The 20,139-nt window shown below is 60.2% G+C and carries 17 protein-coding genes and 1 pseudogene; 10 read left to right on the forward strand and 8 right to left on the reverse strand.

What is annotated here, in order from left to right; translation table 11 throughout:
• The first annotated feature begins 76 nt into the window (after nucleotides 1-76).
• The 3 genes from folP to folK are packed head-to-tail and all read left to right on the forward strand — an operon-like array spanning nucleotide 77 to nucleotide 1,741.
• Nucleotides 77-865, forward strand: coding sequence for a dihydropteroate synthase (folP, locus tag EV561_RS20585; RefSeq protein ID WP_132524203.1), 789 nt, complete (start codon nucleotides 77-79; stop codon nucleotides 863-865).
• Nucleotides 862-1,230: a dihydroneopterin aldolase gene (gene folB / locus EV561_RS20590; RefSeq protein WP_132524168.1), complete on the forward strand. Its 369-nt coding sequence runs from the start codon at nucleotides 862-864 to the stop codon at nucleotides 1,228-1,230. The genes folP and folB overlap by 4 nt, the downstream gene beginning before the upstream one ends.
• A 7-nt stretch (nucleotides 1,231-1,237) precedes the next feature.
• Entirely contained in the window at nucleotides 1,238-1,741 is a 504-nt protein-coding gene (gene folK / locus EV561_RS20595; RefSeq protein ID WP_132524204.1) for a 2-amino-4-hydroxy-6-hydroxymethyldihydropteridine diphosphokinase, read from the forward strand.
• Nucleotides 1,742-1,799: 58 nt separating this feature from the next.
• Here the strand turns inward: folK and EV561_RS20600 are convergent, their stop codons facing one another.
• The 4 genes from EV561_RS20600 to EV561_RS20615 all read right to left on the reverse strand — a co-directional run bounded on the left by EV561_RS20600 (nucleotide 1,800) and on the right by EV561_RS20615 (nucleotide 5,602).
• Nucleotides 1,800-2,351: a hypothetical protein gene (locus EV561_RS20600; protein WP_132524169.1), complete on the reverse strand. Its 552-nt coding sequence runs from the start codon at nucleotides 2,349-2,351 to the stop codon at nucleotides 1,800-1,802.
• Between the two features lie 113 nt (nucleotides 2,352-2,464).
• Complete coding sequence (locus tag EV561_RS20605; RefSeq protein ID WP_132524170.1) at nucleotides 2,465-3,538, reverse strand: TIGR01620 family protein; 1,074 nt, start codon at nucleotides 3,536-3,538, stop codon at nucleotides 2,465-2,467.
• Nucleotides 3,535-5,010, reverse strand: coding sequence for a YcjX family protein (locus EV561_RS20610; RefSeq protein WP_132524171.1), 1,476 nt, complete (start codon nucleotides 5,008-5,010; stop codon nucleotides 3,535-3,537). The genes EV561_RS20605 and EV561_RS20610 overlap by 4 nt, the downstream gene beginning before the upstream one ends.
• Before the next feature lie 82 nt (nucleotides 5,011-5,092).
• Nucleotides 5,093-5,602 (reverse strand): histidine phosphatase family protein, encoded by a 510-nt coding sequence (locus tag EV561_RS20615; RefSeq protein WP_132524172.1) that lies wholly within the window; start codon nucleotides 5,600-5,602, stop codon nucleotides 5,093-5,095.
• Between the two features lie 278 nt (nucleotides 5,603-5,880).
• Between EV561_RS20615 and dksA the strand changes: the two genes are divergently transcribed.
• Entirely contained in the window at nucleotides 5,881-6,300 is a 420-nt protein-coding gene (gene dksA, locus EV561_RS20620; RefSeq protein WP_132524173.1) for an RNA polymerase-binding protein DksA, read from the forward strand.
• A 123-nt stretch (nucleotides 6,301-6,423) separates the two neighbouring features.
• On the opposite strand, the gene EV561_RS20625 is transcribed toward dksA, so the two are convergent.
• Complete coding sequence (locus EV561_RS20625) at nucleotides 6,424-7,509, reverse strand: flagellar biosynthetic protein FliO (protein WP_132524174.1); 1,086 nt, start codon at nucleotides 7,507-7,509, stop codon at nucleotides 6,424-6,426.
• A gap of 342 nt (nucleotides 7,510-7,851) precedes the next feature.
• Here EV561_RS20625 and EV561_RS20630 point away from each other — a divergent pair, with 342 nt between their 5' ends.
• The gene (locus EV561_RS20630; protein WP_132524175.1) at nucleotides 7,852-10,464 is read left to right on the forward strand and encodes a PAS domain-containing sensor histidine kinase; all 2,613 of its coding nucleotides are present in this window, start codon (nucleotides 7,852-7,854) and stop codon (nucleotides 10,462-10,464) included.
• A 284-nt stretch (nucleotides 10,465-10,748) separates the two neighbouring features.
• Nucleotides 10,749-11,555: pseudogene (locus tag EV561_RS20635) on the forward strand (D-alanyl-D-alanine carboxypeptidase family protein); the annotation flags it as partial.
• A 186-nt stretch (nucleotides 11,556-11,741) separates the two neighbouring features.
• Here the strand turns inward: EV561_RS20635 and EV561_RS20640 are convergent.
• Together EV561_RS20640 and EV561_RS20645 are read right to left on the reverse strand one after the other, a co-directional pair.
• A complete protein-coding gene (locus EV561_RS20640) occupies nucleotides 11,742-12,668 on the reverse strand; it encodes a pseudouridine-5'-phosphate glycosidase (RefSeq protein WP_132524177.1) in 927 nt (308 codons plus the stop codon).
• 48 nt (nucleotides 12,669-12,716) lie between these two features.
• Nucleotides 12,717-13,661 carry a carbohydrate kinase family protein gene (locus EV561_RS20645; protein WP_132524178.1) on the reverse strand — a complete coding sequence of 315 codons (945 nt, stop codon included), beginning with the start codon at nucleotides 13,659-13,661 and terminating at the stop codon, nucleotides 12,717-12,719.
• A gap of 252 nt (nucleotides 13,662-13,913) precedes the next feature.
• On the opposite strand from EV561_RS20645, the gene recA reads away from it, so the two are divergent.
• The 3 genes from recA to EV561_RS20660 all read left to right on the forward strand — a co-directional run bounded on the left by recA (nucleotide 13,914) and on the right by EV561_RS20660 (nucleotide 18,830).
• Nucleotides 13,914-15,002, forward strand: coding sequence for a recombinase RecA (gene recA / locus EV561_RS20650; RefSeq protein WP_132524179.1), 1,089 nt, complete (start codon nucleotides 13,914-13,916; stop codon nucleotides 15,000-15,002).
• Nucleotides 15,003-15,170: 168 nt separating this feature from the next.
• Nucleotides 15,171-17,831 carry an alanine--tRNA ligase gene (gene alaS, locus EV561_RS20655; protein WP_132524180.1) on the forward strand — a complete coding sequence of 887 codons (2,661 nt, stop codon included), beginning with the start codon at nucleotides 15,171-15,173 and terminating at the stop codon, nucleotides 17,829-17,831.
• Nucleotides 17,832-17,978: 147 nt separating this feature from the next.
• Complete coding sequence (locus EV561_RS20660; RefSeq protein ID WP_132524181.1) at nucleotides 17,979-18,830, forward strand: AraC family transcriptional regulator; 852 nt, start codon at nucleotides 17,979-17,981, stop codon at nucleotides 18,828-18,830.
• A gap of 26 nt (nucleotides 18,831-18,856) precedes the next feature.
• Here EV561_RS20660 and EV561_RS20665 read toward each other — a convergent pair whose 3' ends face one another.
• Nucleotides 18,857-19,483, reverse strand: coding sequence for a glutathione S-transferase family protein (locus tag EV561_RS20665; RefSeq protein ID WP_132524205.1), 627 nt, complete (start codon nucleotides 19,481-19,483; stop codon nucleotides 18,857-18,859).
• Nucleotides 19,484-19,705: 222 nt separating this feature from the next.
• Between EV561_RS20665 and EV561_RS20670 the strand changes: the two genes are divergently transcribed.
• Nucleotides 19,706-19,975 carry a hypothetical protein gene (locus EV561_RS20670; protein WP_132524182.1) on the forward strand — a complete coding sequence of 90 codons (270 nt, stop codon included), beginning with the start codon at nucleotides 19,706-19,708 and terminating at the stop codon, nucleotides 19,973-19,975.
• Nucleotides 19,976-20,139 lie beyond the last annotated feature (164 nt).

Below are 20,139 nucleotides of genomic sequence, written 5' to 3' on the forward strand. Positions count from 1 at the left end.
CGTGACGGAGCCTCGCGGCCATAGTTGGCATGTCGCGCATGGACGCAGCCTCGATCTCGGCGCGCGCAGCGTGATCATGGCGATCGTCAACGTGACGCCCGATTCCTTTTCGGACGGCGGGCGGTTCGAGGCTGTCGATGCCGCCGTTGCCCATGCACTTGCCTGCGCGGACGAAGGTGCGGCCATCATCGATATCGGCGGCGAGTCGACCAAGCCGGGCGCGGAGGCCGTGACGGCGACCGAGGAGCAGGGCCGGATACTGCCGGTCATCGAAGCTTTGAGGGGCAGGACAGAGGCGCTGATCTCCGTCGATACCTATCGCGTCGATACCGCGCGTCTCGCGGTCGGGGCCGGAGCGCATATCATCAACGACGTGTTCGGGCTGCAGCGCGAGCCGGATATCGCATTGCTTGCGGCGCAGACCGGCGCCGGGCTCTGCATCATGCATACGGGTCGGGAACGCCAGAAGCTTGCGGATGTGATCGATGACCAGATGCAGTTTCTGACGCGTTCGCTGGAGATCGCATCCGCATCCGGCGTCAATCGCCAGAACATATTGCTCGATCCGGGTTTCGGTTTCGCAAAGGACACCGCTGAGAACCTCGAGCTCATAGTCCGTTTCGAAGAGCTGCACCGCTTTGGCTTGCCGCTGCTTGCCGGAACGTCGCGCAAGCGCTTCATTGGCGCGGCAAGCGGGCGTGACGCCGCAGACCGGGATGTGGCGACGGCCGCAAGCAACGCAATCCTGCGGCTCAAGGGCGCTGCGGTTTTTCGCGTGCACAATGTCGCAATCAACAGGGATGCTCTGGCAGTCGCTGATGCTATTCTCGATACGGGCGCAAAAACAGGCGGAAAGACATCATGACCGGCATGTATACGATCACCTTGCAGAACTGCGCCTTCTTTGCTCGCCATGGCGTGCTTGACGAGGAAGAGTTTCTCGGCCAGCGCTTTTTCGTGGACGCCGAGTTGGACGTCGTCGCCGGCGATGCGCTGGAAAACGATTCCATCGATGCGACCGTCAATTATGGCCTGGCTTTCACTGTCATCGAGGAGATTGTCACCGGCAAGAGACGCTATCTGATCGAGGCTTTGGCGCTGGATGTCGCCAAGGAACTCTGCAATCGGTTTCCGCAGATTCGCCGTGCCAAGATCACGGTCCGCAAGCCGAACGCGCCCGTACCCGGCGTTCTCGACTATGTACAGGTGAGCATTGAGCATTTCGCTTGATACTGGTGTGGTCACTGCGACGCTTGGCCTCGGAGGCAATGTCGGAGATCCCGTTCATGCCATGGCCGTAGCGCTGAGAATGCTGGATGGGCGTGGCGATTGTCACGTGATTGCGGTCTCGCGTCTCTATCGTACGCCGCCCTGGGGCAAGACGGACCAATCCTTCTTCTACAATTCTTGTGCGGCGGTAACGACGTCGCTGACGCCGGATGCCCTGCTGGAGGCGTGCCTCGACATCGAGCGCGAGATGAAGCGGGTACGTATCGAGCGCTGGGGGCCTCGAACACTCGATATCGACATCCTGACTTACGGCAACGTCGCGTCCGATGGGCCGAGCCTGCAAATTCCACATCCGCGCATGACCGAGCGTGGCTTCGTTCTTCTGCCGCTTGCGGATATTGCAGCGGATCTGGCGCTCAACGGACGTTCGATTTCGGAATGGCTTGCCGAAGTCGACACCGCGGGGATCGAGATTGCCGATGAAAACCGGGATTGGTGGCAGCGCCTCTAAACAAAAGCGGCCGGAAATCGCTTCCAGCCGCTCAAGTGTCCAGAATTTCGGGTATGCCTTACTGAATAGAACCGACCGCCATTTCGTCGACGTTCTGACGTGTCAGGGTCAGGCCGATGACAGGTATCATCTGCTCCTCGACCTTGACCGAGATGGTGATGTTCATCGACTTGTTGTCCTGAACCCGGGCGATCATGGCGCCGTTCAGCTTTTGACGGTTCAGGCCGATCACGACGGTATTGTCGTTGACGGTTCCTGATGTCACATCAAGTCCCTTTCCGGCTGCGCCGTCGAGAAACTTGCCCTTGTAGGTGCCGCCCTGCTGGGTGATTTCGGCTGACATGGGCTGCTGGAAAACGCCGACGCGGCAGGTGCCGTCGAGCTTCACGCCGGCGTTGTCGCCGGCAACCGGCTGGCCCGTCAGGTTGCAGGTGAACTTGGTGCCCTTGTATTTGCCGGCAACGATTTCACCCGGGCCGCGCCATGCGCCGGACACCGATTGAAAAAAGGCCTTGTCACGAGAGGCTGCACTTGCCGATTGCGACCATGCGCCAAGGGACAGGGCCGCGGCGGCGAGGCCGCAAACAATAAGAAACTGGCGCGAGAACATGAGCTTTCCTTGGCGAAAAGAAACCGGAAACCGAGTTCTAGTTTTGCCGCAGAATGGTTAACGCTTGGTTTCCGGTCTTGGCAAAACCGCTCGTTTCGGGTCATTTCGCCTTGTCAGCGACTGCTCATGCCCGGAGTGAGATCGCCGATGAAATCGGCAATGCCGGGCCGTTTCAAGGACTTGAAAGGCAGGGGACGGCAGAGATCCATGGCTGCAATGCCGATGCGCGCCGTCATGAGGCCGTTAACCACGCCTTCGCCCAATCTTGCCGAGAGCTTGGACGCTAGCCCATGGCCGAGGATCTGCTGCACGATGCTGTCGCCGACCGCAATCGAACCGGTAACGGCAAGATGGGCAAGCACATCGCGCATGAGGCGAAGCATGCCGAGTGTTCCCGGGCGGCCGCCATAGAGGTCGGCGATCGCGCGGACCAGTCGCGCCGACTCATAGAGAACATAGAGAAGGTCGACGATGGCGCGAGGGCTGACGGCTGTCACGACCGAAACGCGTTTCGACGCACCGAGGATCAGTGCGCGCGCCTGACGGTCGAGGGGGCTCAGTAGCTCACGTTCCGCCAGCGCGATAAGCTGCGGAGGGTCGATGATATCGCCCTCGGTTGCTTTCAGGGTTGCGCGGCCCTTGGCCGTTTCTGGCTTGCCGGCCAGCAGGGTCGTCAGCCGCTGGACGAGAGCCCTCGCGCGAGCAGGCCGGATCTCGATCGACGCGGCCTCCGCTTCGGCCTTGATCGTTTGAACGGCGGCAAGGCGCATCATGCCTGCCGTTTCGCGGATGACGATTCCGAGAACGGCCAGAATGCCGATTGCAAGCACTGTAAGCGCCGCATAGCCCAGCCAATCGGCACGACTGAAGAGATCGCGGATCAGCCAATCCGTCCAAAGACCCACAGCCAGCGAAAACAGGATGCCGAAGGCGCCGGCGGCGACCTTTGCAAAGGAGAAGCGCCGGCGGCGTGGCGCGACCGTCGCCATTGCCCGTTCCTCCGCCGCCAGTTCGGGATTGAGGAAAGGGTCTTCCTCCTCGGGCGTGAGGGCGAAATCCGTGTCGAAGCTTTGCGGTTTCCGTCGCACCTCCGGCTTGTCTGCCGTGCTGATGCGTTCCTCGGGTTCGATCGAGAAAGCGGCAGGGCGGCGGATCGGCTTGCTGGGATCGTCAGGGCTTGGCGTCATGCGAGACGATCTCCGAAAAGAAACTGCATGGCACGATCAAGGCGAATATGAGGAACCGAGAGCTTGATGCCGCCACCGGTTTCATCCAGTTCCGGCGGCCTGAAGCGGACCACGTTCACGTCAGGCAGGTGGACATTGGCGGGGTCCGATTCAAGCGCCTCGAACAGCCACTTCGGATTTTCCGGAAGGTCGCCCGGAAAGATCGCCGTCTTGCGAAGACCATCGAAAGTCTCGTCGCCGATCGTTTCCCTATCCATCGGCGTGCCGACGATGACCGGCAACGTGTGGCCTTCCCGCTGTACCGTCGCCTCGCGCGTTGCCCTGACCGAGGCGAGCGCCATGACGTCGATGCCTGCACCGGCCATGCCAATCCTCTCGATTGCGCGATCGACCAGGCGCCGGGTCAGCGCCTCCAGCCGGTCATGGCTTTCGTGATGCAGATGATCCGCCTTGGTCGCGGCAACCAGGACACGGTCGATGCGCCGGCCGAGGAGGGAGGACAGGAGCGAATTGGTGCCGGGCCTGAAACAGGCGAGCACGTCAGTCAGCGCCCGCTCCAGGTCCTGCACGGCTTCAGGCCCACGATTGATCGCCTGCAGCGCATCGACGAGAACGATCTGCCGATCCAGACGGGCGAAATGCTCACGGAAGAACGGCTTTACAACGACGGATTTGTAGGCTTCGTAGCGCCGCTCCATCATTGCCCAGAGCGAACCCCTCGATGGATGTCCGTCCTTGGGGGGAATGAGCGGAGCGAAGGTGAGGGCCGGCGAACCGTCCAGATCGCCGGGCAGGAGGAAGCGCCCAGGCGGGAGGGTGGACAGGGAGCGTTCGTCCGATTTGCAGGCGCGAAGATAGGCGGTGAAGGCCTGGGAGAGGTCACGGGCCTGCATCTCGTCGGCCGGCTTGTCGATATCGGTCGCCTCGGTCAAGGCAAGCCAATCTCTGGAAAGTTCTGCCCGGATGCCCGTCTGTGCCAGCGCCAGCGTTTCCTCGCTGAAGGTGCGGTAATCCTTGCCAAGCAGCGGCAGGTCGAGCAGCCATTCGCCGGGATAGTCGACGATATCAATCGAAAGCCGGCCCGGGGAGAACAGCCGGTTCCAGCCGCTGGCGCTTTGATATTGCAGCGTGATGCGCAGCTCGGAAATGGCGCGTGTCGAATCCGGCCATATCCGCTCCTTCACCAGCGCCCGAATATGGTCCTCATACTGGAAGCGCGGTACGGCGTCGTCCGGTTGCGGCTCGAGCTGGACGGATGAGACCCGGCCGGACTGCACGGCCTCGAAGAGCGGAAGCCGCCCGCCATTCAGCAGGTTGTGCACGAGCGACGAGATGAAGACCGTCTTGCCTGATCGAGACAGGCCGGTCACGCCGAGGCGGATCGTCGGATTGACGAGACTGGCGGCACGATCGGCCAGATTGTCAAAGGCAATCAGCGCATCGTCGGTGAAGGATGTCAGGCTTGGCGGCAAGGCGGGATCCCGGATGGCAACTGAACCACCATATAGGAGGCGATACCATCTGTGAAAAGAAGTCGCCGAAACGCGATCCGGCTCAATCGCTTATGAAATCGGTTAGTGTCCAGCTCGCTTTCGCTGCGGGCACGTTACGCTCAGCATCGATCACCGCCAGACCGGCGGTCGGAAAACCGCTGGGCAATGCCGCCGTCGCGGCACTCTGGCCGATCAGGCTTGCCAGCGTCTGGCTGATGACGGGGTTGTGGCCCACGAGCATGACGGAATTGTCGGTCGCCTGGGAGGCGATGATGTTGAGATAGCCGTCCGCCGACGCGTTGTAGAGTTCATCGACAAATCGGAACTCTACATCCGGGCCAGCCACCCGTCGGATGGCCTCTGCCGTCTGCCGACAACGAAGCGCGGTCGAGGAGATGACGAGATCGGGTACATATCCCTTATCCGCAGCCTTGTCGGCCATGATCTCCGCATCCCCATAGCCTCTGTCGCTGAGGGCGCGATCGAAATCCCGCTCGCCGGGTCGGGCCGACAAGGCCTTGGCATGGCGCAGAAGATAAATGCGAAACGGTGGAGGCGAAATACTGGTCATGGGACGAATTCCGAAACACAACTCTCTCTTGAACTAGCGTCATGGGTTGACATCGTCAACGGGAGCATGCGGGGCCTGCTGTCGCGTAAGGCCGGATTCGAGCGAGGGCCGCATCTCCAGCCAATTTCGTCGATCGCGAATATATGGTGAAAAATTAGTCCCTTAGCCGAATTTTATGACAGATTTAAAAATCTGTTTACCACCTCTATTTGGCTTGAATCATTGGTGGCGGTTGGGATATACACCCGCCAGATGAGATGTTCTTCAGGAGAATCGCGTTGAGTGAGAAGATCGATCTTAGCAATTATGTACCCTCTGAAGAAGAGGAGTTCATGAATGCAAACCAGAAGGCATACTTCCGTACCAAGCTGGTTGCCTGGCGGAATGATATTCTAAGAGAAGCGCGCGAAACACTGGACCATCTGGCTGAGGAAAGCGCAAACCATCCCGATCTGGCTGACCGGGCATCCTCCGAAACCGACCGTGCCATCGAACTTCGAGCCCGTGATCGTCAACGCAAGCTGATTTCCAAAATCGACTCTGCGCTGCAGAGGATCGAAGACGGCACCTATGGCTATTGCGAGGAAACAGGCGAGCCGATCGGCCTTAAGCGCCTTGATGCTCGTCCGATTGCAACGCTGTCGATCGAAGCCCAGGAACGTCATGAGCGTCGCGAGAAGGTCTATCGCGACGAATAGGGTGTCCCAGGATACTTGAAACAAAAGGCGCGGCTTCATCAGCCGCGCCTTTTGTTTTTTCATATTCTGAGCAGGATTTTCGCCTGCGGCCATTATTGTCCCGCAGCCGATATTTCGGCGATCTTACCTGTCGCGATTGACGCTCATCTCGCCAAAAATGCGGGCAACTTCCTTCTGCAGCGCGGAGTCGGCGCCTGTGATCGGCGGAAGTTCCGGATCTCGCCTCGGGCTTTGAACTGGCTGCGGACGTTGATTTTGCGTCGGCGCGTTCGAAACGATGCGCTCGGCGGTCAGGTTCTGCGACATTTCTTCTTCGAGAACGCTCTGGAAATCCAGGCTCGGTTCCCGCACCGGCGGTTGGATGTCGACTGCCGGTGCGGCGGATGCGACGGCCGGGATCGGACGAATATTGCTGTCCTTGGGCGTTACGGGCGCCCCGTGATCCACGACGGGCATGCTCTGGGCCGCAGGTGTCGACACCCGCGGCTGACGCTCCGGCTGCGGCGGCAGGACACGATGGCGGACGGCATCAAGCGCGTCGGCGGCTTCTATCTCCTCGGCCCGCTCGGCAACGACCGGCTCCGGAACATATTCCTGAGGCGGTGCAACTTCCAAAGGCGGCGCGACCGGGCGAGGTCTTTCAACGGGCTGCGGTGGTTTACGCCGTGAATCGAGATCGACGGCTGGCTCCGGACGCTGGGGCGGGTCAAGCCGCACGACGGCAGGCGTATAGAGGTCGTCAGCCGGTTCAGGCTCCTCCTGACGGGGCTGCGGCGCACTAGGCTGTTGGCTTGCAACGATACGCGGCGGCTCCTGCGTCGGTTCCGGCCGGGCGAAGGAAAGTGGCTGGCTGGTCGTCAATGCGTCGAAGGAAGCAGAAGGGGTCGCTGCCACGGCAGCAGTCGCAGTCGCCGCGGCTCTTGTCGGATCAATGCCTGATTCGATGACGATATCGGTCGGACCGCCGATCATGATCAGATGCTCGATGCCGTCACGGCGCACCAGAACCAGCCGGCGGCGCGCATCGACAGCTGCCGCATCCAGTACCTGCAATCTCGGCTGCCGGTTCTTGCCGCCGCGCACGAAAGGCGAGGGTGCGCGGTTACGGATGAACCAGAGAACGAGAAAAAGGCATAGGAGGGCCAGAGCCACTCCGCCTGCTGCAACGAAAAAGTGGCTGCCATAGGATACGGCGACGTCGTCCAACATTTCGGTTACTCCGTTTACACTTGTTACTCTTGCTTTACAGGCATTTCGTTTCCGAGCTTACTTACGCCCGACCGATCATAACAGTAAATCGCATGAAGAGGTGCATAGCAGAGGCAACGGTTTGTTGTCTTCCCCCGGTAATCGCCTCAAGCTTCGTCTTTAACGGTGCATTCGGGCGCTTATGAGATGCAAGCTGGCGCTGTTCCCTGTGAATTCAAGCCTTTCTCCCGGACCGGCGCTTTTTGCGGATGCCGCAAATTGCTAAAGAAGATTCGAAAGGTCCGATTCTGAAAGTCCGTCAAGGCCATGGCGGACTATCGAAGCGGATGAAACGAGGGATTTATGACCAAGCTGCGTCAGTCCGACGGGTATAGCGTGCCGCTGGTAGATCATGGAGGTCGCTCAGGCACCGTGCTGCGCATTATCCTTCTAGCGTTCGTGCTGATCGCCGCGGCGGCCGGTTTCGTATTCTTCAAGAACTCCCTCGACAATCAGATGGTGCTCGGCGCTCTCGGCATCCTTGCCATGGTTGGCATATTCTTTCTGGTGTCCTCGATCATCGGTTTCGTGGAGGTCATGCCGCAGACCCAGTCGGACGGATTGGCGCGCTCCTTTCTCAACAGCCACCCTGATGGAACGCTGATCACCGACGAGAAGGGCCGGATCGTTTATGCCAATGCCGCCTATGGTCAGCTAACGGGGGCGCAGAAGGCGACCGACGTGCAGTCGTTGGAAGCGCTGCTTTCGCGTAATCGCGAATCCAATGAAGCCCTCTACCGGCTGACGAATGGCCTGCGCGAAGGCAAGGAAGGCAGCGAGGAATTCCGGCTTCTCCGGCCGCTCGGACCGGTCGGCGGCAGTGGATCGGGAGCACACTGGTATCGGCTGAAGGCGCGCGTGCTGCCGGCCGATCAGAGCGGCGGCAAGGCGCTGCAGATCTGGCAGATCACCGACATCACCTCGGAACGCGACGACCAGGAACGCTTCTTCAAGGAATTGCAGAACGCGATCGACTACCTCGATCACGCACCGGCAGGCTTCTTCTCGGCCGGCCGCAAGGGCGAGATTTTTTATCTAAATGCGACGCTTGCCGAGTGGCTTGGCCTGGACCTGACCAAATTCATTCCCGGCTCGATCACGATTGGCGACCTCGTTGCGGGCGAGGGGCTTGCGCTGATCCAGTCGGTGCAGGCAGAGCCCGGATTGAAGAAGACTGTCACGCTCGATCTGGACCTGCGCAAATCGAATGGCCAAAGCCTGCCTGTCAAGATCGTTCACAGCGTCACATCCATGCGCGACGGTGCGCCGGGCGAGAGCCGGACGATTGTTCTCGGTCGGCAGAAGGACGATGACGCCGACCAATCGGCCTCGGTTGCCGCGATGCGCTTCACCCGCTTCTTCAACAATACGCCGATGGCGATTGCCTCGGTTAATGGCGAAGGCCGGATCCTGCGCACCAATGCGCCGTTCCTGAAGATGTTCTCGGAAGTCGTATCGCGCGATGACATAGAGCGTGGTGCTGCGCTCGAGACCATCGTCAACGAAACAGACCGGGCGCTGCTGGTGCAGGCGCTTGCCGCTGCCAAGGATCGACAGGGCGACATTCCGCCGATCGACTCGCGCAACCCCAAGGACGAAACGCGGCATTTCCGTTTCTACGTCAACGCCGTCATCGACCAGAGCGACGAGGTGCCCGAGGAGGCTGCGATCGTCTATGCGGTCGAAGTGACCGAGCAGAAGGCGCTCGAAACGCAGATGGCGCAGACGCAGAAGCTGAACGCCGTCGGCACGCTCGCCGGCGGCATCGCGCACGACTTCAACAACGTGCTCACCGCCATTCTGCTTTCCTCCGACCATCTGTTGCTGCAGGCGCGTCCGTCGGATGCAAGTTTTGCCGATCTCATGGAGATCAAGCGCAACGCCAATCGTGCCGCAGTGCTGGTGCGGCAGCTGCTTGCCTTCTCCCGCAAGCAGACGATGCGCCCGACCGTTCTCAATCTTACCGACGTGATCGGTGACCTGCGCATGTTGGTGGACCGGTTGCTATCAGGCACGCATGTCAAGCTCGACGTCGAATATGGCCGCGATCTCTGGCCGGTCAAAACCGATCTTTCGCAGTTCGAGCAGGTGCTGATCAATCTCTGCGTCAATGCGCGCGATGCCATGCCCGAGGGCGGCAAGCTGACGCTGCGGACACGGAACCTGCCTGCCGCTGAAGTGCCCGGCTTCAATTACGCTTACCTGCCGCATGAGGACATGGTTCTCGTCGAGGTGAGCGATACAGGCACCGGCATTGCGCCTGAGATCATGGACAAGATCTTCGAGCCGTTCTTCACCACGAAGGAAGTGGGAAAGGGCACTGGCCTCGGCCTCGCCATGGTCTACGGCATCGTCAAGCAATCGGGCGGCTATATTCATCCAGAATCCGAGGTGGGCAAGGGAACGACGTTCCGCGTCTTCCTGCCGCGGCACATCGTTGAGGTGATACCGGCGGCTGAAGGCAGTGCGGAGCCAAGCCGCGATGTTTCGGCAATCGATCTCAGTGTTGCAGCGCTGCCCGCCGCCGAGCCCACCGACCTCACCGGCAAGTCGGCAGTCGTTCTTCTTGTCGAGGACGAGGAGGCAGTGCGACGGGGCGGCAAGCGCATGCTCGAAACGCGCGGCTACACGGTCCACGAAGCGGGCTCAGGCGTCGAAGCGCTCGATATCATGGAGGAACTGGACGGCAAGGTCGATGTGGTCGTCTCCGATGTCGTAATGCCTGAAATGGACGGTCCTTCGCTTCTGCGCGAGTTGCGCAAGACCTATCCCGATCTGAAGTTCATCTTCGTGTCCGGCTATGCCGAGGATGCGTTTGCCCGCAACCTGCCGCCCGATGCGAAGTTCGGCTTCCTGCCAAAGCCGTTCTCGCTGAAACAGCTGGCTGTCGTCGTGCGGGAAACGCTGGATAGCTAAGGCAATCTCGGCGGGCGATCGAAGCCGCTCATCAGTGAAATTGAGAGCCCTCGCAAGGGATTGCGCGGACTGCTTCGCAAGAAATTGCGGAGTCACGAGCTGCGGTCTTGCGTCCGCTATGGTGAACGGCGGGCGGAACGCCCACGTGCCGAAGCTTGATCCCAGAGACTGCCTTCAGAGATTTTGATTGCTCCACTGCGGGAGAAGTAGTTATAAACACGACGGAAATTGCGGAATTTGACGAAATAAGTTCATTCGAAGCGCTCCACTGCCAGGGTGTAGATATGAAATTCTCCTTCTTCCGTGCCGTGGTTGTGGCTGCTGTTGCCTCGTTTCTGTTATCCATGGCTGCGGGACTGGCGACGGCGGGACAGGCCTACATCGTTGTAGATGCGAACACCGGTAAGGTTCTTGCGTCTGAAAATGCGGATGTTTCCAACCATCCGGCATCGCTCGCAAAGATGATGACTCTCTACCTGACATTCGAGGCATTGCATTCCGGTCGTCTGCAATGGGATCAACAGATCGTCATGACCAGGAATGCGGCAAGCAAGATACCCGGGAAACTCGGCCTTCCGGTTGGTCAGGCGTTTACCGTCGAAGAGGCAGTCGACGGGATGATCGTCAAATCCGCCAATGATGCTGCCGCAGCGATGGGCGATTATCTTGCGGGATCGGAAGCGAACTTCGCCAATGTCATGACTGCGAGGGCGCGTTCTCTCGGTATGACGCACACCGTTTTTCGCAACGCGTCGGGCCTTTCCGACCCGAACCAGGTGACGACAGCCCGGGACATGGCCATCCTGGCCTCGGCTTTGATCCACCGCTTTCCGCAGGAATATAAGCTCTTCTCGATGCGGTCGTTTGAATTCCGCGGCAAGCTTGTCGCTGGCCACAACCACCTCATGTATCGCTATGGCGGCATGGACGGCATCAAGACGGGCTTCATCAACGCATCAGGATACAATATCGCCAGTTCAGTCAGCACCGGCGGAAAGCGCCTGATCGGCGTGGTCCTCGGCGGCAAGAGTGCGGGCAGCCGCGACAGGCAAATGGCGGGCTTGATGGACCGCTATCTCTCTGTGGCGAGCGGCGGTGGTCCGGCGGGCAAATTCGTGGCCAGCGTCCCTGATGATGCAAAGCGCGCCGTCGTGCCGGCATCGCTTGTCGGAAATCCCTGATCAGCTCCAGAACGACGAGCAGGCACCAATAGAAAAACGCCGAGATTGCCCGGCGCTTTCTGCGTTGTGAATATCTGTCTGAGCCAGTGACCGGCTTTAATCGGCCAGCGCGACAGCGATCTCGGCTGCAAGCCGGGCGTTGTTCTCGACGAGCGCGATATTGGTCTTCAGGCTGCGGCCTTCGGTAATATCGAAAATCGTGCTGAGCAGGTAAGGGGTGACTGCCTTGCCGGTGATTTCGTCACGCTCGGCGCTGTCGAGCGCGCGTTCGATATAGATTTCCATTTCTTCGCGCGGGATTTCGTCGGCTTCCGGCACCGGATTGGCAATCAGCATGCCGCCATCGATGCCCAGCTGTTCGCGGGTCTTCTGGAAATTGGCGATCGCGGCCGGGCTGTTCAGCGACAGCGGGCTCTTCAGGCCGGAGACGCGCGACCAGAAGGCGGGAAACTCCGTGCTGCCGAAGGTAACGACGGGCACGCCGCGGGTTTCAAGCACTTCCAGAGTCTTTGGAATATCGAGGATCGCCTTGGCGCCGGCGCAGACGACGATAACGGGCGTGCGGGCCAGTTCTTCGAGGTCAGCGGAAATGTCGAAGCTGTCCTCGGCGCCGCGATGGACGCCGCCGATGCCGCCGGTTGCGAAGACATGAACGCCGGCGCGGGCGGCCGCAATCATCGTTGCGGCAACAGTAGTGGCGCCGGTGCGGCGCTCGGCAATCGCAAAGGCGAGATCGGCGCGCGATACTTTCATTGCACCCGTGGTCTGGGCAAGCGCCTCCAACTCGTTCGGCTCCAGGCCGATGTGAAGGGTGCCATGGATGACGGCGATGGTTGCGGGAACGGCACCTTCCTCGCGGATGATCGCCTCGACGCTGCGCGCCATTTCGATATTGCCGGGGTAGGGCATGCCATGGGTGATGATGGTGGATTCCAGCGCGACGATCGGGGCGCCGCGATGCTTGGCGGCGGCGACTTCCTTGGAATAGGCGATCGGCAGCAATGGGGAGATGGGCTTGGTCATGGGCGTATCCACTTACTTCGAAAGTTGGGATGAACGTTTAAAAGGGTTTCATGACAACATTTTCGACTGCGGAACAAGAGAAAGCATCGCATTTAAGAGTTCCGGCGATAGATTTTCTGCTGTTGCCAGCGGCGACTGCACGGTTATCGCCGCTGCTGCTGCGCCGTGACGGACCGCCTGTGAAAGGTCGAGGCCGTTCAGCAGGCCGGACAGGATGCCTGCCGCAAACGAATCCCCGGCGCCTGTCACGTCTGCCACATTCTCCACGGTCGGCGGCTGCAGGCTGATGATCTCGTCGGCGGTGAACGCGATTGCCTCGCGCTGACCGCGCGTTATCACCCCGCCCTTGAGGCCGATGGCCCTGAGGTTCTCGACCCACTGCAGCGGATCTTCCGGCCGGCTCTCCGTCAGCGCAGCCGCCTCCGCCTCGTTCAGGAAGAGGTGGTCTATGTCGCCGAGGCAGGGCAGCAGCCGGACCACCTTTGCCGGCGATATGGCGATGGCAGCAACCGGCTTGCCGCAGGAGGCTGCCTTCCGGGCAATGGCAGTCAATGTTTCCGATGGAAGATTGGCATCGCAAAGAACGAGGTCCGCCTCATCGAAGGCATCCCGCACCGCGCGAATCGTCAGCCGACGTGGTCCAAAGAGCTTGTAGAGCTCCATGTCGGCAAGCGCGATGACCAGATTGCCATCGTTTTCTATGATCGCCGTGTAGCTCGGCGTCTTGCGATCGAGAAAGATGAAAGGGCGATCGTCGACTCCGGCCTGCCGTGCTGCCTCGGCGACCATCTCTCCGACCGCGTCGCCGCCGCGCGGTGAGATCAGGCGAACGTCAAAGCCGAGACGCGCCAGATTGCGCGCGGCATTGAAGCCGCCGCCACCCGGTTCCTCGAACCATGAGCCGGGGTTGCTGGCGCCCGGCGCAGTGTCGCCGAATATGCGTCCGCGCCGATCGATATGGGCGCCGCCGAGCACAAGAATCTTTTTGGTCATGCCGCGCTCCCCAAGGAACCGAAGCGGCGAATCATGCGCGCCCGACGTGCGCAAAATGTGGCGCCTTCCGATGATGCGGAAGCGGGGTAAGTCCTTGCGTCAAAAGCAGAAAACAAATATAGAACACGTCTCATTTTATCTTTTTCTTTCAACTGCTTGGTGCGGCCTTGCGCATCCGGAACAAATCAGGTACAAACTTCGCATCGGCGGCTACATTGCCTAGGCGGCTTCAATAACCTAAAGGTGGATCGGATGTCACAGAATAGTTTGCGGCTCGTAGAGGACAAATCGGTGGATAAAAGCAAGGCACTTGAAGCGGCACTCTCCCAGATAGAGCGGTCGTTCGGCAAGGGCTCGATCATGAAGCTCGGATCGAACGAGAACGTGGTCGAAATCGAAACTGTTTCCACGGGTTCGCTGAGCCTCGATATCGCCCTGGGCATCGGCGGACTGCCCAAGGGACGTATCATCGAGATCTACGGTCCGGAAAGCTCGGGCAAGACGACGCTGGCGCTGCAGACGATCGCCGAGGCACAGAAGAAAGGCGGCATCTGCGCCTTCGTCGATGCCGAACATGCGCTCGACCCGGTCTATGCCCGCAAGCTCGGCGTCGATCTGCAGAACCTGCTGATTTCTCAGCCTGACACTGGCGAGCAGGCGCTTGAAATCACCGATACGCTGGTGCGCTCCGGTGCAGTCGACGTTCTGGTCGTCGATTCCGTTGCAGCATTGACGCCGCGTGCGGAAATCGAGGGCGAGATGGGCGATAGTTTGCCTGGTCTCCAGGCTCGTCTGATGAGCCAGGCGCTGCGCAAGCTCACCGCCTCGATCTCCAAGTCAAAGACAATGGTGATTTTCATCAACCAGATCCGCATGAAGATTGGCGTGATGTTCGGTTCGCCGGAAACGACGACGGGCGGCAACGCGCTGAAGTTCTACGCTTCCGTTCGCCTCGACATCCGCCGCATCGGCGCCGTCAAGGAGCGCGACGAGGTCATTGGCAACCAGACCCGCGTCAAGGTCGTCAAGAACAAGATGGCGCCTCCGTTCAAGCAGGTCGAATTCGACATCATGTACGGCGAAGGCGTGTCGAAGACCGGCGAGCTCGTCGATCTCGGCGTCAAGGCCGGCATAGTCGAGAAATCGGGCGCCTGGTTCTCTTATAACAGTCAGCGCCTTGGGCAGGGCCGCGAGAATGCGAAGCTTTTCCTGCGTGACAATCCGGATCTAGCTCGTGAGATCGAGACATCGCTGCGCCAGAATGCCGGGCTGATCGCCGACCGTTTCCTCCAGAACGGTGGACCGGATGCCGATGATGGTGATGGTGCCGGCGACATGTAATCTCCAGCAGACGATCTCCTGAAGTCTGTTTCTTTCATTCAAAACCGGTTGCACGTCCTTAAGATGTGCAGCCGGTTTTGTTTGTGCGGCTGGACAGGGCCAAGAGCGGACGATAAAAGCCGATAGATTTGAAGCTTACCTGCCTTCGGCAGCAATGAAGGGCCCACTATGAGCGGTGTGAATGAAATCCGGTCGACCTTTCTCGACTACTTCAAGACGAACGGACACGAGATTGTTCCGTCGAGCCCGCTTGTGCCGCGCAACGATCCGACCCTGATGTTCACCAATGCCGGCATGGTGCAGTTCAAGAACGTCTTCACCGGTCTGGAACAGCGTCCCTACAAGACGGCATCGACTGCGCAGAAATGCGTGCGCGCCGGCGGCAAGCATAACGACCTAGACAATGTCGGCTATACCGCGCGCCACCACACCTTCTTCGAAATGCTCGGCAATTTCTCGTTCGGCGACTATTTCAAGGAGCGCGCCATCGAGCTTGCCTGGAACCTGATCACCAAGGAATTCGGCCTCGATGCCAAGCGCCTGCTTGTCACCGTCTATCATACGGATGACGACGCCTTTAACCTCTGGAAGAAGATCGCCGGTCTCTCCGATGACCGCATCATCCGCATCGCGACCAGCGATAATTTCTGGGCGATGGGCGATACCGGTCCCTGCGGCCCTTGCTCCGAAATCTTTTACGATCACGGCGACCAGATTTGGGGCGGCCCTCCCGGCTCGCCGGAAGAGGATGGCGACCGCTTCATCGAGATCTGGAACCTCGTCTTCATGCAGTACGAGCAAGTGACGAAGGAACAGCGCGTCGACCTGCCGCGTCCGTCGATCGACACCGGCATGGGTCTGGAGCGCGTCGCTGCCGTGCTACAGGGCAAGCACGACAATTATGACATCGACCTCTTCCGCGCGCTGATCGAGGCTTCCGAGGAAGCAACCGGCGTCATGGCGGTCGGCGAGCAGCGCGCCAGCCACCGCGTCATCGCCGATCATCTGCGTTCGTCCGCATTCCTCATCGCCGATGGCGTGCTGCCGTCGAACGAAGGCCGCGGCTACGTGCTTCGCCGCATCATGCGCCGCGCCATGCGCCATGCGCAGCTGCTCGGTGCGCGCGATCCATTGATGTACAGGCTGCTGCCGACGCTGGTGCAGGAGATGGGCCGGGCCTATCCCGAGCTGGTGCGGGCGGAATCGCTGATTTCCGAGACGCTGAAGCTCGAAGAGAACCGTTTCCACAAGACGCTGGAGCGCGGCCTGTCGCTGCTCTCGGATGCAACGACGACGCTCGGCAAGGGCGATATGCTCGATGGCGAGACGGCATTCAAGCTCTACGACACCTACGGTTTCCCGCTCGATCTGACGCAGGATGCGCTCCGCGAGCGCGGCATCGGCGTCGATATCAGCGGCTTTACCGATGCCATGGAGCGCCAGAAGGCCGAGGCCCGGTCCCATTGGGCCGGTTCCGGCGACAAGGCTGCCGAAACGATCTGGTTCGAGCTCAAGGAAAAGCACGGCGCGTCCGAATTCCTCGGCTACGACACCGAGGTGGCCGAAGGCGTGATCCAGGCAATCGTCAAGGATGGCGTTTCCGTCGACAGCGTCTCGGCCGGCGATGCCGTGCAGGTCGTCACCAACCAGACGCCGTTCTATGCCGAATCCGGTGGCCAGATGGGCGATACCGGCACGATCTACGGCGACAGCGGCGAGCTCAATGTGACCGATACGCAGAAGAAGGGCGAGGGGCTCTTCGTCCATGTCGGCACGGTCGGCGAGGGTTCGCTGAAGGTTGGCGATCCCGTTGCGCTGAAGGTCGATCATGCCCGCCGCGGCCGGCTGCGCGCGAACCATTCTGCGACCCACCTGTTGCATGAAGCCCTGCGCGAAGTGCTTGGCACCCATGTGGCCCAGAAGGGCTCGTTAGTTGCCCCTGAGCGCCTGCGTTTCGACGTCTCGCATCCGAAGCCGATGTCGGCGGAAGAGCTGAAGGCTGTCGAAGAAATGGCCAACGAGATCGTCCTGCAGAACGCGCCGGTCACGACGCGCCTGATGAGCGTCGATGATGCGATTTCCGAGGGCGCGATGGCGCTTTTCGGCGAAAAGTATGGCGACGAAGTGCGTGTGGTCGCGATGGGTACGGGCATTCATGGCGCCAAGGCCGGCAAGCCCTATTCGATCGAGCTTTGCGGCGGAACGCATGTTTCGGCAACCGGCCAGATCGGTCTTGTCCGCATCCTCTCGGAAAGCGCCGTCGGCGCCGGCGTTCGCCGCGTCGAAGCGGTCACTGGCGAGGCAGCGCGCGAGTATCTCGCCGAGCAGGACGAGCGCGTGAAGTCGCTGGCATCCACGCTGAAGGTTCAGCCGGGCGATGTTCTGGCGCGCGTCGAATCGCTTATGGACGAGCGCCGCAAGCTGGAGCGCGAACTTGCCGATGCCAAGCGTAAGCTGGCGATGGGCGGCGGTCAGGCGGGAACGGCGGATGCCGTTCGCGAGATCGGCGGCGTCAAGTTTCTCGGCAAGGCGCTTCAGGGCGTCGATCCCAAGGATCTCAAGGGGCTGGCCGATGATGGCAAGGCCAGCATCGGTTCGGGCGTTGTCGCGCTGATCGGTGTTTCGGAAGACGGCAAGGCGAGCGCCGTCGTCGCGGTCACTGCTGATCTCGTCGAGCGCTTCAGCGCCGTCGAGCTTGTCCGAGTCGCTTCTGCTGCCCTTGGCGGCAAGGGCGGTGGCGGCCGGCCGGACATGGCGCAGGCCGGCGGCCCCGATGGCTCCAAGGCCGACGAGGCGATCGAGGCAGTGGCGAGCGCGCTCGCAGGCTGATTGGTTCTATTTCCGAGATTTCAAGCGGCGGAGGCTTCACGGCCTCCGCCGCTTTTGCTTGCCGCGATATGTTCGGGCGGAAGTCAGCAGGATTTGTCAAATCGGACTATGCTTTCTTCGGGCCGATCGAATTGCATGAGGTTTGACATGAACGGCGAAAAGGCATGGGGCATCTATGAAGCGCGCCTGAGGCGGGTTTCGGCCTATATCCACGAGCATCTCGACGAGGAGCTCGACATGGAGAAACTTGCCGAAATCGCCTGCATGTCGAGCTATCACTGGCACAGGATCTATCGGGCGATCTATGGCGAGACGCTGACCGCGACGGTCAAGCGTCTGCGGCTGCATCGTGCGGCCGGCGAAATCGTCCGGACAGGTCTTAATGTCGGCGAGATTGCAAGGCGGTCGGGCTATCCCAATCTCCAGTCTTTCAACCGCATCTTCAAGGCCGCCTACGGCATGCCGCCGGCGCGCTATCGGAAAGAGGGAAGCCATACAGTCTTCGAACCAGGACCCAAAGGAGAGGTTTCAGCCATGTTCGACGTCACGCTTCGCACCATTCCGTCCACCCACCTTGTCGGCGTTGCCCATGAGGGATCGTATATGCAGATCGGCAAGGCCTTCGAGACGCTGTTCGGCACGCTCTATGCCCGCGGCATCGCAAAGCCAGAGATGCGGATGATAGGCGTCTACCTTGACGATCCCGACATCACGCCTGTTGAAAAGCTGCGCTCCTATGCCTGCGTCCAGGCCGGCAGCGAGCTGTCCGTGTCATCGCCGCTGGAGCGGCGGCAGATTGATGGCGGCGAATATGCCGTCCTGCGGCACAAGGGACCCTATGCCGATATGCACAAGGCCTATCAATGGCTCTATGCCGAATGGCTGCCGAACTCCGGCCGCCAGTTGCGTGACAGCGTGATGTTCGAGGAATACCTCAACAATCCGCGCGATGTTGCGCCGACGGAGCTTCTGACCGAGATCTATATGCCGCTGCATTGAGGGCTGGGCGGCCTGGCACCGGTTTGTCAGGCCGCCTGCATAGCCTTGGCAGCTTCGTCGTCCAGCATATTGCCGCGCTTATAGGCGTCACGCTCGCTGAGACGGCCGAAATAGTCGACAAAGGCCTGGCGTTTCTCCATCGTGCCGAAGGCGAGACCCCAGCCGATGTGCGAGCCGACATAAACGTCAGCTGCCGTAAAGCGGTTGCCGGCAATGTAGGGTGAGGCGGAAACCGCCTGTTCAAGCGTGCCCATGACATCGCCGAAATCGCCACAACCTGCCATGCGCAGCCTATCCTTTGGGATTTCGAAACCGAGAGCGCGCATCGTTACAGATGCTTCGACCGGACCGGCCGCAAAAAACATCCAGCGGTAGTATGCAGCGCGCTCCTCCTGCCTTGGTGCAAGGCCTTTCTCCGGGAATGTCTCGGCAAGATAGGCACAGATGGCGGCACATTCGGTGACAACGGTTTCGCCGTGCCTGATCGCCGGCACCTTGCCCATCGGATTGACGGCAAGGTAGCTCGGCGCCTTCATTTCTTCACTGAAGGCAAGGACCTCGGTTCGGTATGTCAGGCCGGTTTCTTCAAGCATCCAGCGCGCAATGCGCCCGCGCGACATCGGGTTTGTATAGAATATCAGCTCTTCTGCCACGGTCTCTTCCTCACATTGTTGCCATGTCGTGGTCGACATGTCGCAAATTCCCTTTGAGCCAAAGTAGCTCAACTAGAATAGATGATTGTGTAGATTGCGTGATCTGCTCGACGGAACCTCGTCGCTATTCGCGTCAGCTTTGCTAAAGGTCGCCACACGGCCAGCGCGCTGGCATTCGAGCCGTCTCTGAAGCTATATGGCGATGGTGATTGGGGGGGCGATATGACGCTGCGAGAATTACTGTGCAGGCGGCGGGAGTGGTCGGAAGAAGATACCATTTTTGTAGTGGAGCCGTGGAGCGGAGATTCGGCTGCGTTCCTTTCGAACGAGGCTACAGAGACGACTGATCCGATCATTCAATCTGGAAAATGTTACGCCTATTTCCTTGAAGGATTCATCGCTCGCGATTTCCTCGACGATCTCGGCGCGCCAGATGATGTGGGCGAGGCGGCGTGTGAACGATTGATCCGGTACGCCATCGACGACGCATAGGCGCCAAAGAGCTTTATTTTTGCAAGTCGAACGGTGTGTTGCGCTGGCTCCGCACCTATAAGTCTACAGCCTAGCACTACTTTGGCAGAATTGAATTTAGGTTCATTTGGAACCTGATACGGCAGTGTGGACATCGTTGTGGTGGATGGTGGTTTGAGAGTGCG

This window comes from Rhizobium sp. BK376 (assembly GCF_004341625.1).
Lineage (GTDB): Bacteria > Pseudomonadota > Alphaproteobacteria > Rhizobiales > Rhizobiaceae > Rhizobium.

Excerpts from the sequence above, each read along its gene's own strand:
- folP (WP_132524203.1), top strand. The coding sequence starts at position 77 with ATGGCGATCGTCAACGTGACGCCCGATTCCTTTTCGGACGGCGGGCGG.
- folB (WP_132524168.1), top strand. The coding sequence starts at position 862 with ATGACCGGCATGTATACGATCACCTTGCAGAACTGCGCCTTCTTTGCT.
- EV561_RS20600 (WP_132524169.1), bottom strand. The coding sequence starts at position 2,351 with ATGTTCTCGCGCCAGTTTCTTATTGTTTGCGGCCTCGCCGCCGCGGCC.
- EV561_RS20605 (WP_132524170.1), bottom strand. The coding sequence starts at position 3,538 with ATGACGCCAAGCCCTGACGATCCCAGCAAGCCGATCCGCCGCCCTGCC.
- EV561_RS20615 (WP_132524172.1), bottom strand. The coding sequence starts at position 5,602 with ATGACCAGTATTTCGCCTCCACCGTTTCGCATTTATCTTCTGCGCCAT.
- EV561_RS20625 (WP_132524174.1), bottom strand. The coding sequence starts at position 7,509 with ATGTTGGACGACGTCGCCGTATCCTATGGCAGCCACTTTTTCGTTGCA.
- EV561_RS20630 (WP_132524175.1), top strand. The coding sequence starts at position 7,852 with ATGACCAAGCTGCGTCAGTCCGACGGGTATAGCGTGCCGCTGGTAGAT.
- EV561_RS20640 (WP_132524177.1), bottom strand. The coding sequence starts at position 12,668 with ATGACCAAGCCCATCTCCCCATTGCTGCCGATCGCCTATTCCAAGGAA.
- EV561_RS20645 (WP_132524178.1), bottom strand. The coding sequence starts at position 13,661 with ATGACCAAAAAGATTCTTGTGCTCGGCGGCGCCCATATCGATCGGCGC.
- recA (WP_132524179.1), top strand. The coding sequence starts at position 13,914 with ATGTCACAGAATAGTTTGCGGCTCGTAGAGGACAAATCGGTGGATAAA.
- alaS (WP_132524180.1), top strand. The coding sequence starts at position 15,171 with ATGAGCGGTGTGAATGAAATCCGGTCGACCTTTCTCGACTACTTCAAG.
- EV561_RS20660 (WP_132524181.1), top strand. The coding sequence starts at position 17,979 with ATGAACGGCGAAAAGGCATGGGGCATCTATGAAGCGCGCCTGAGGCGG.
- EV561_RS20670 (WP_132524182.1), top strand. The coding sequence starts at position 19,706 with ATGACGCTGCGAGAATTACTGTGCAGGCGGCGGGAGTGGTCGGAAGAA.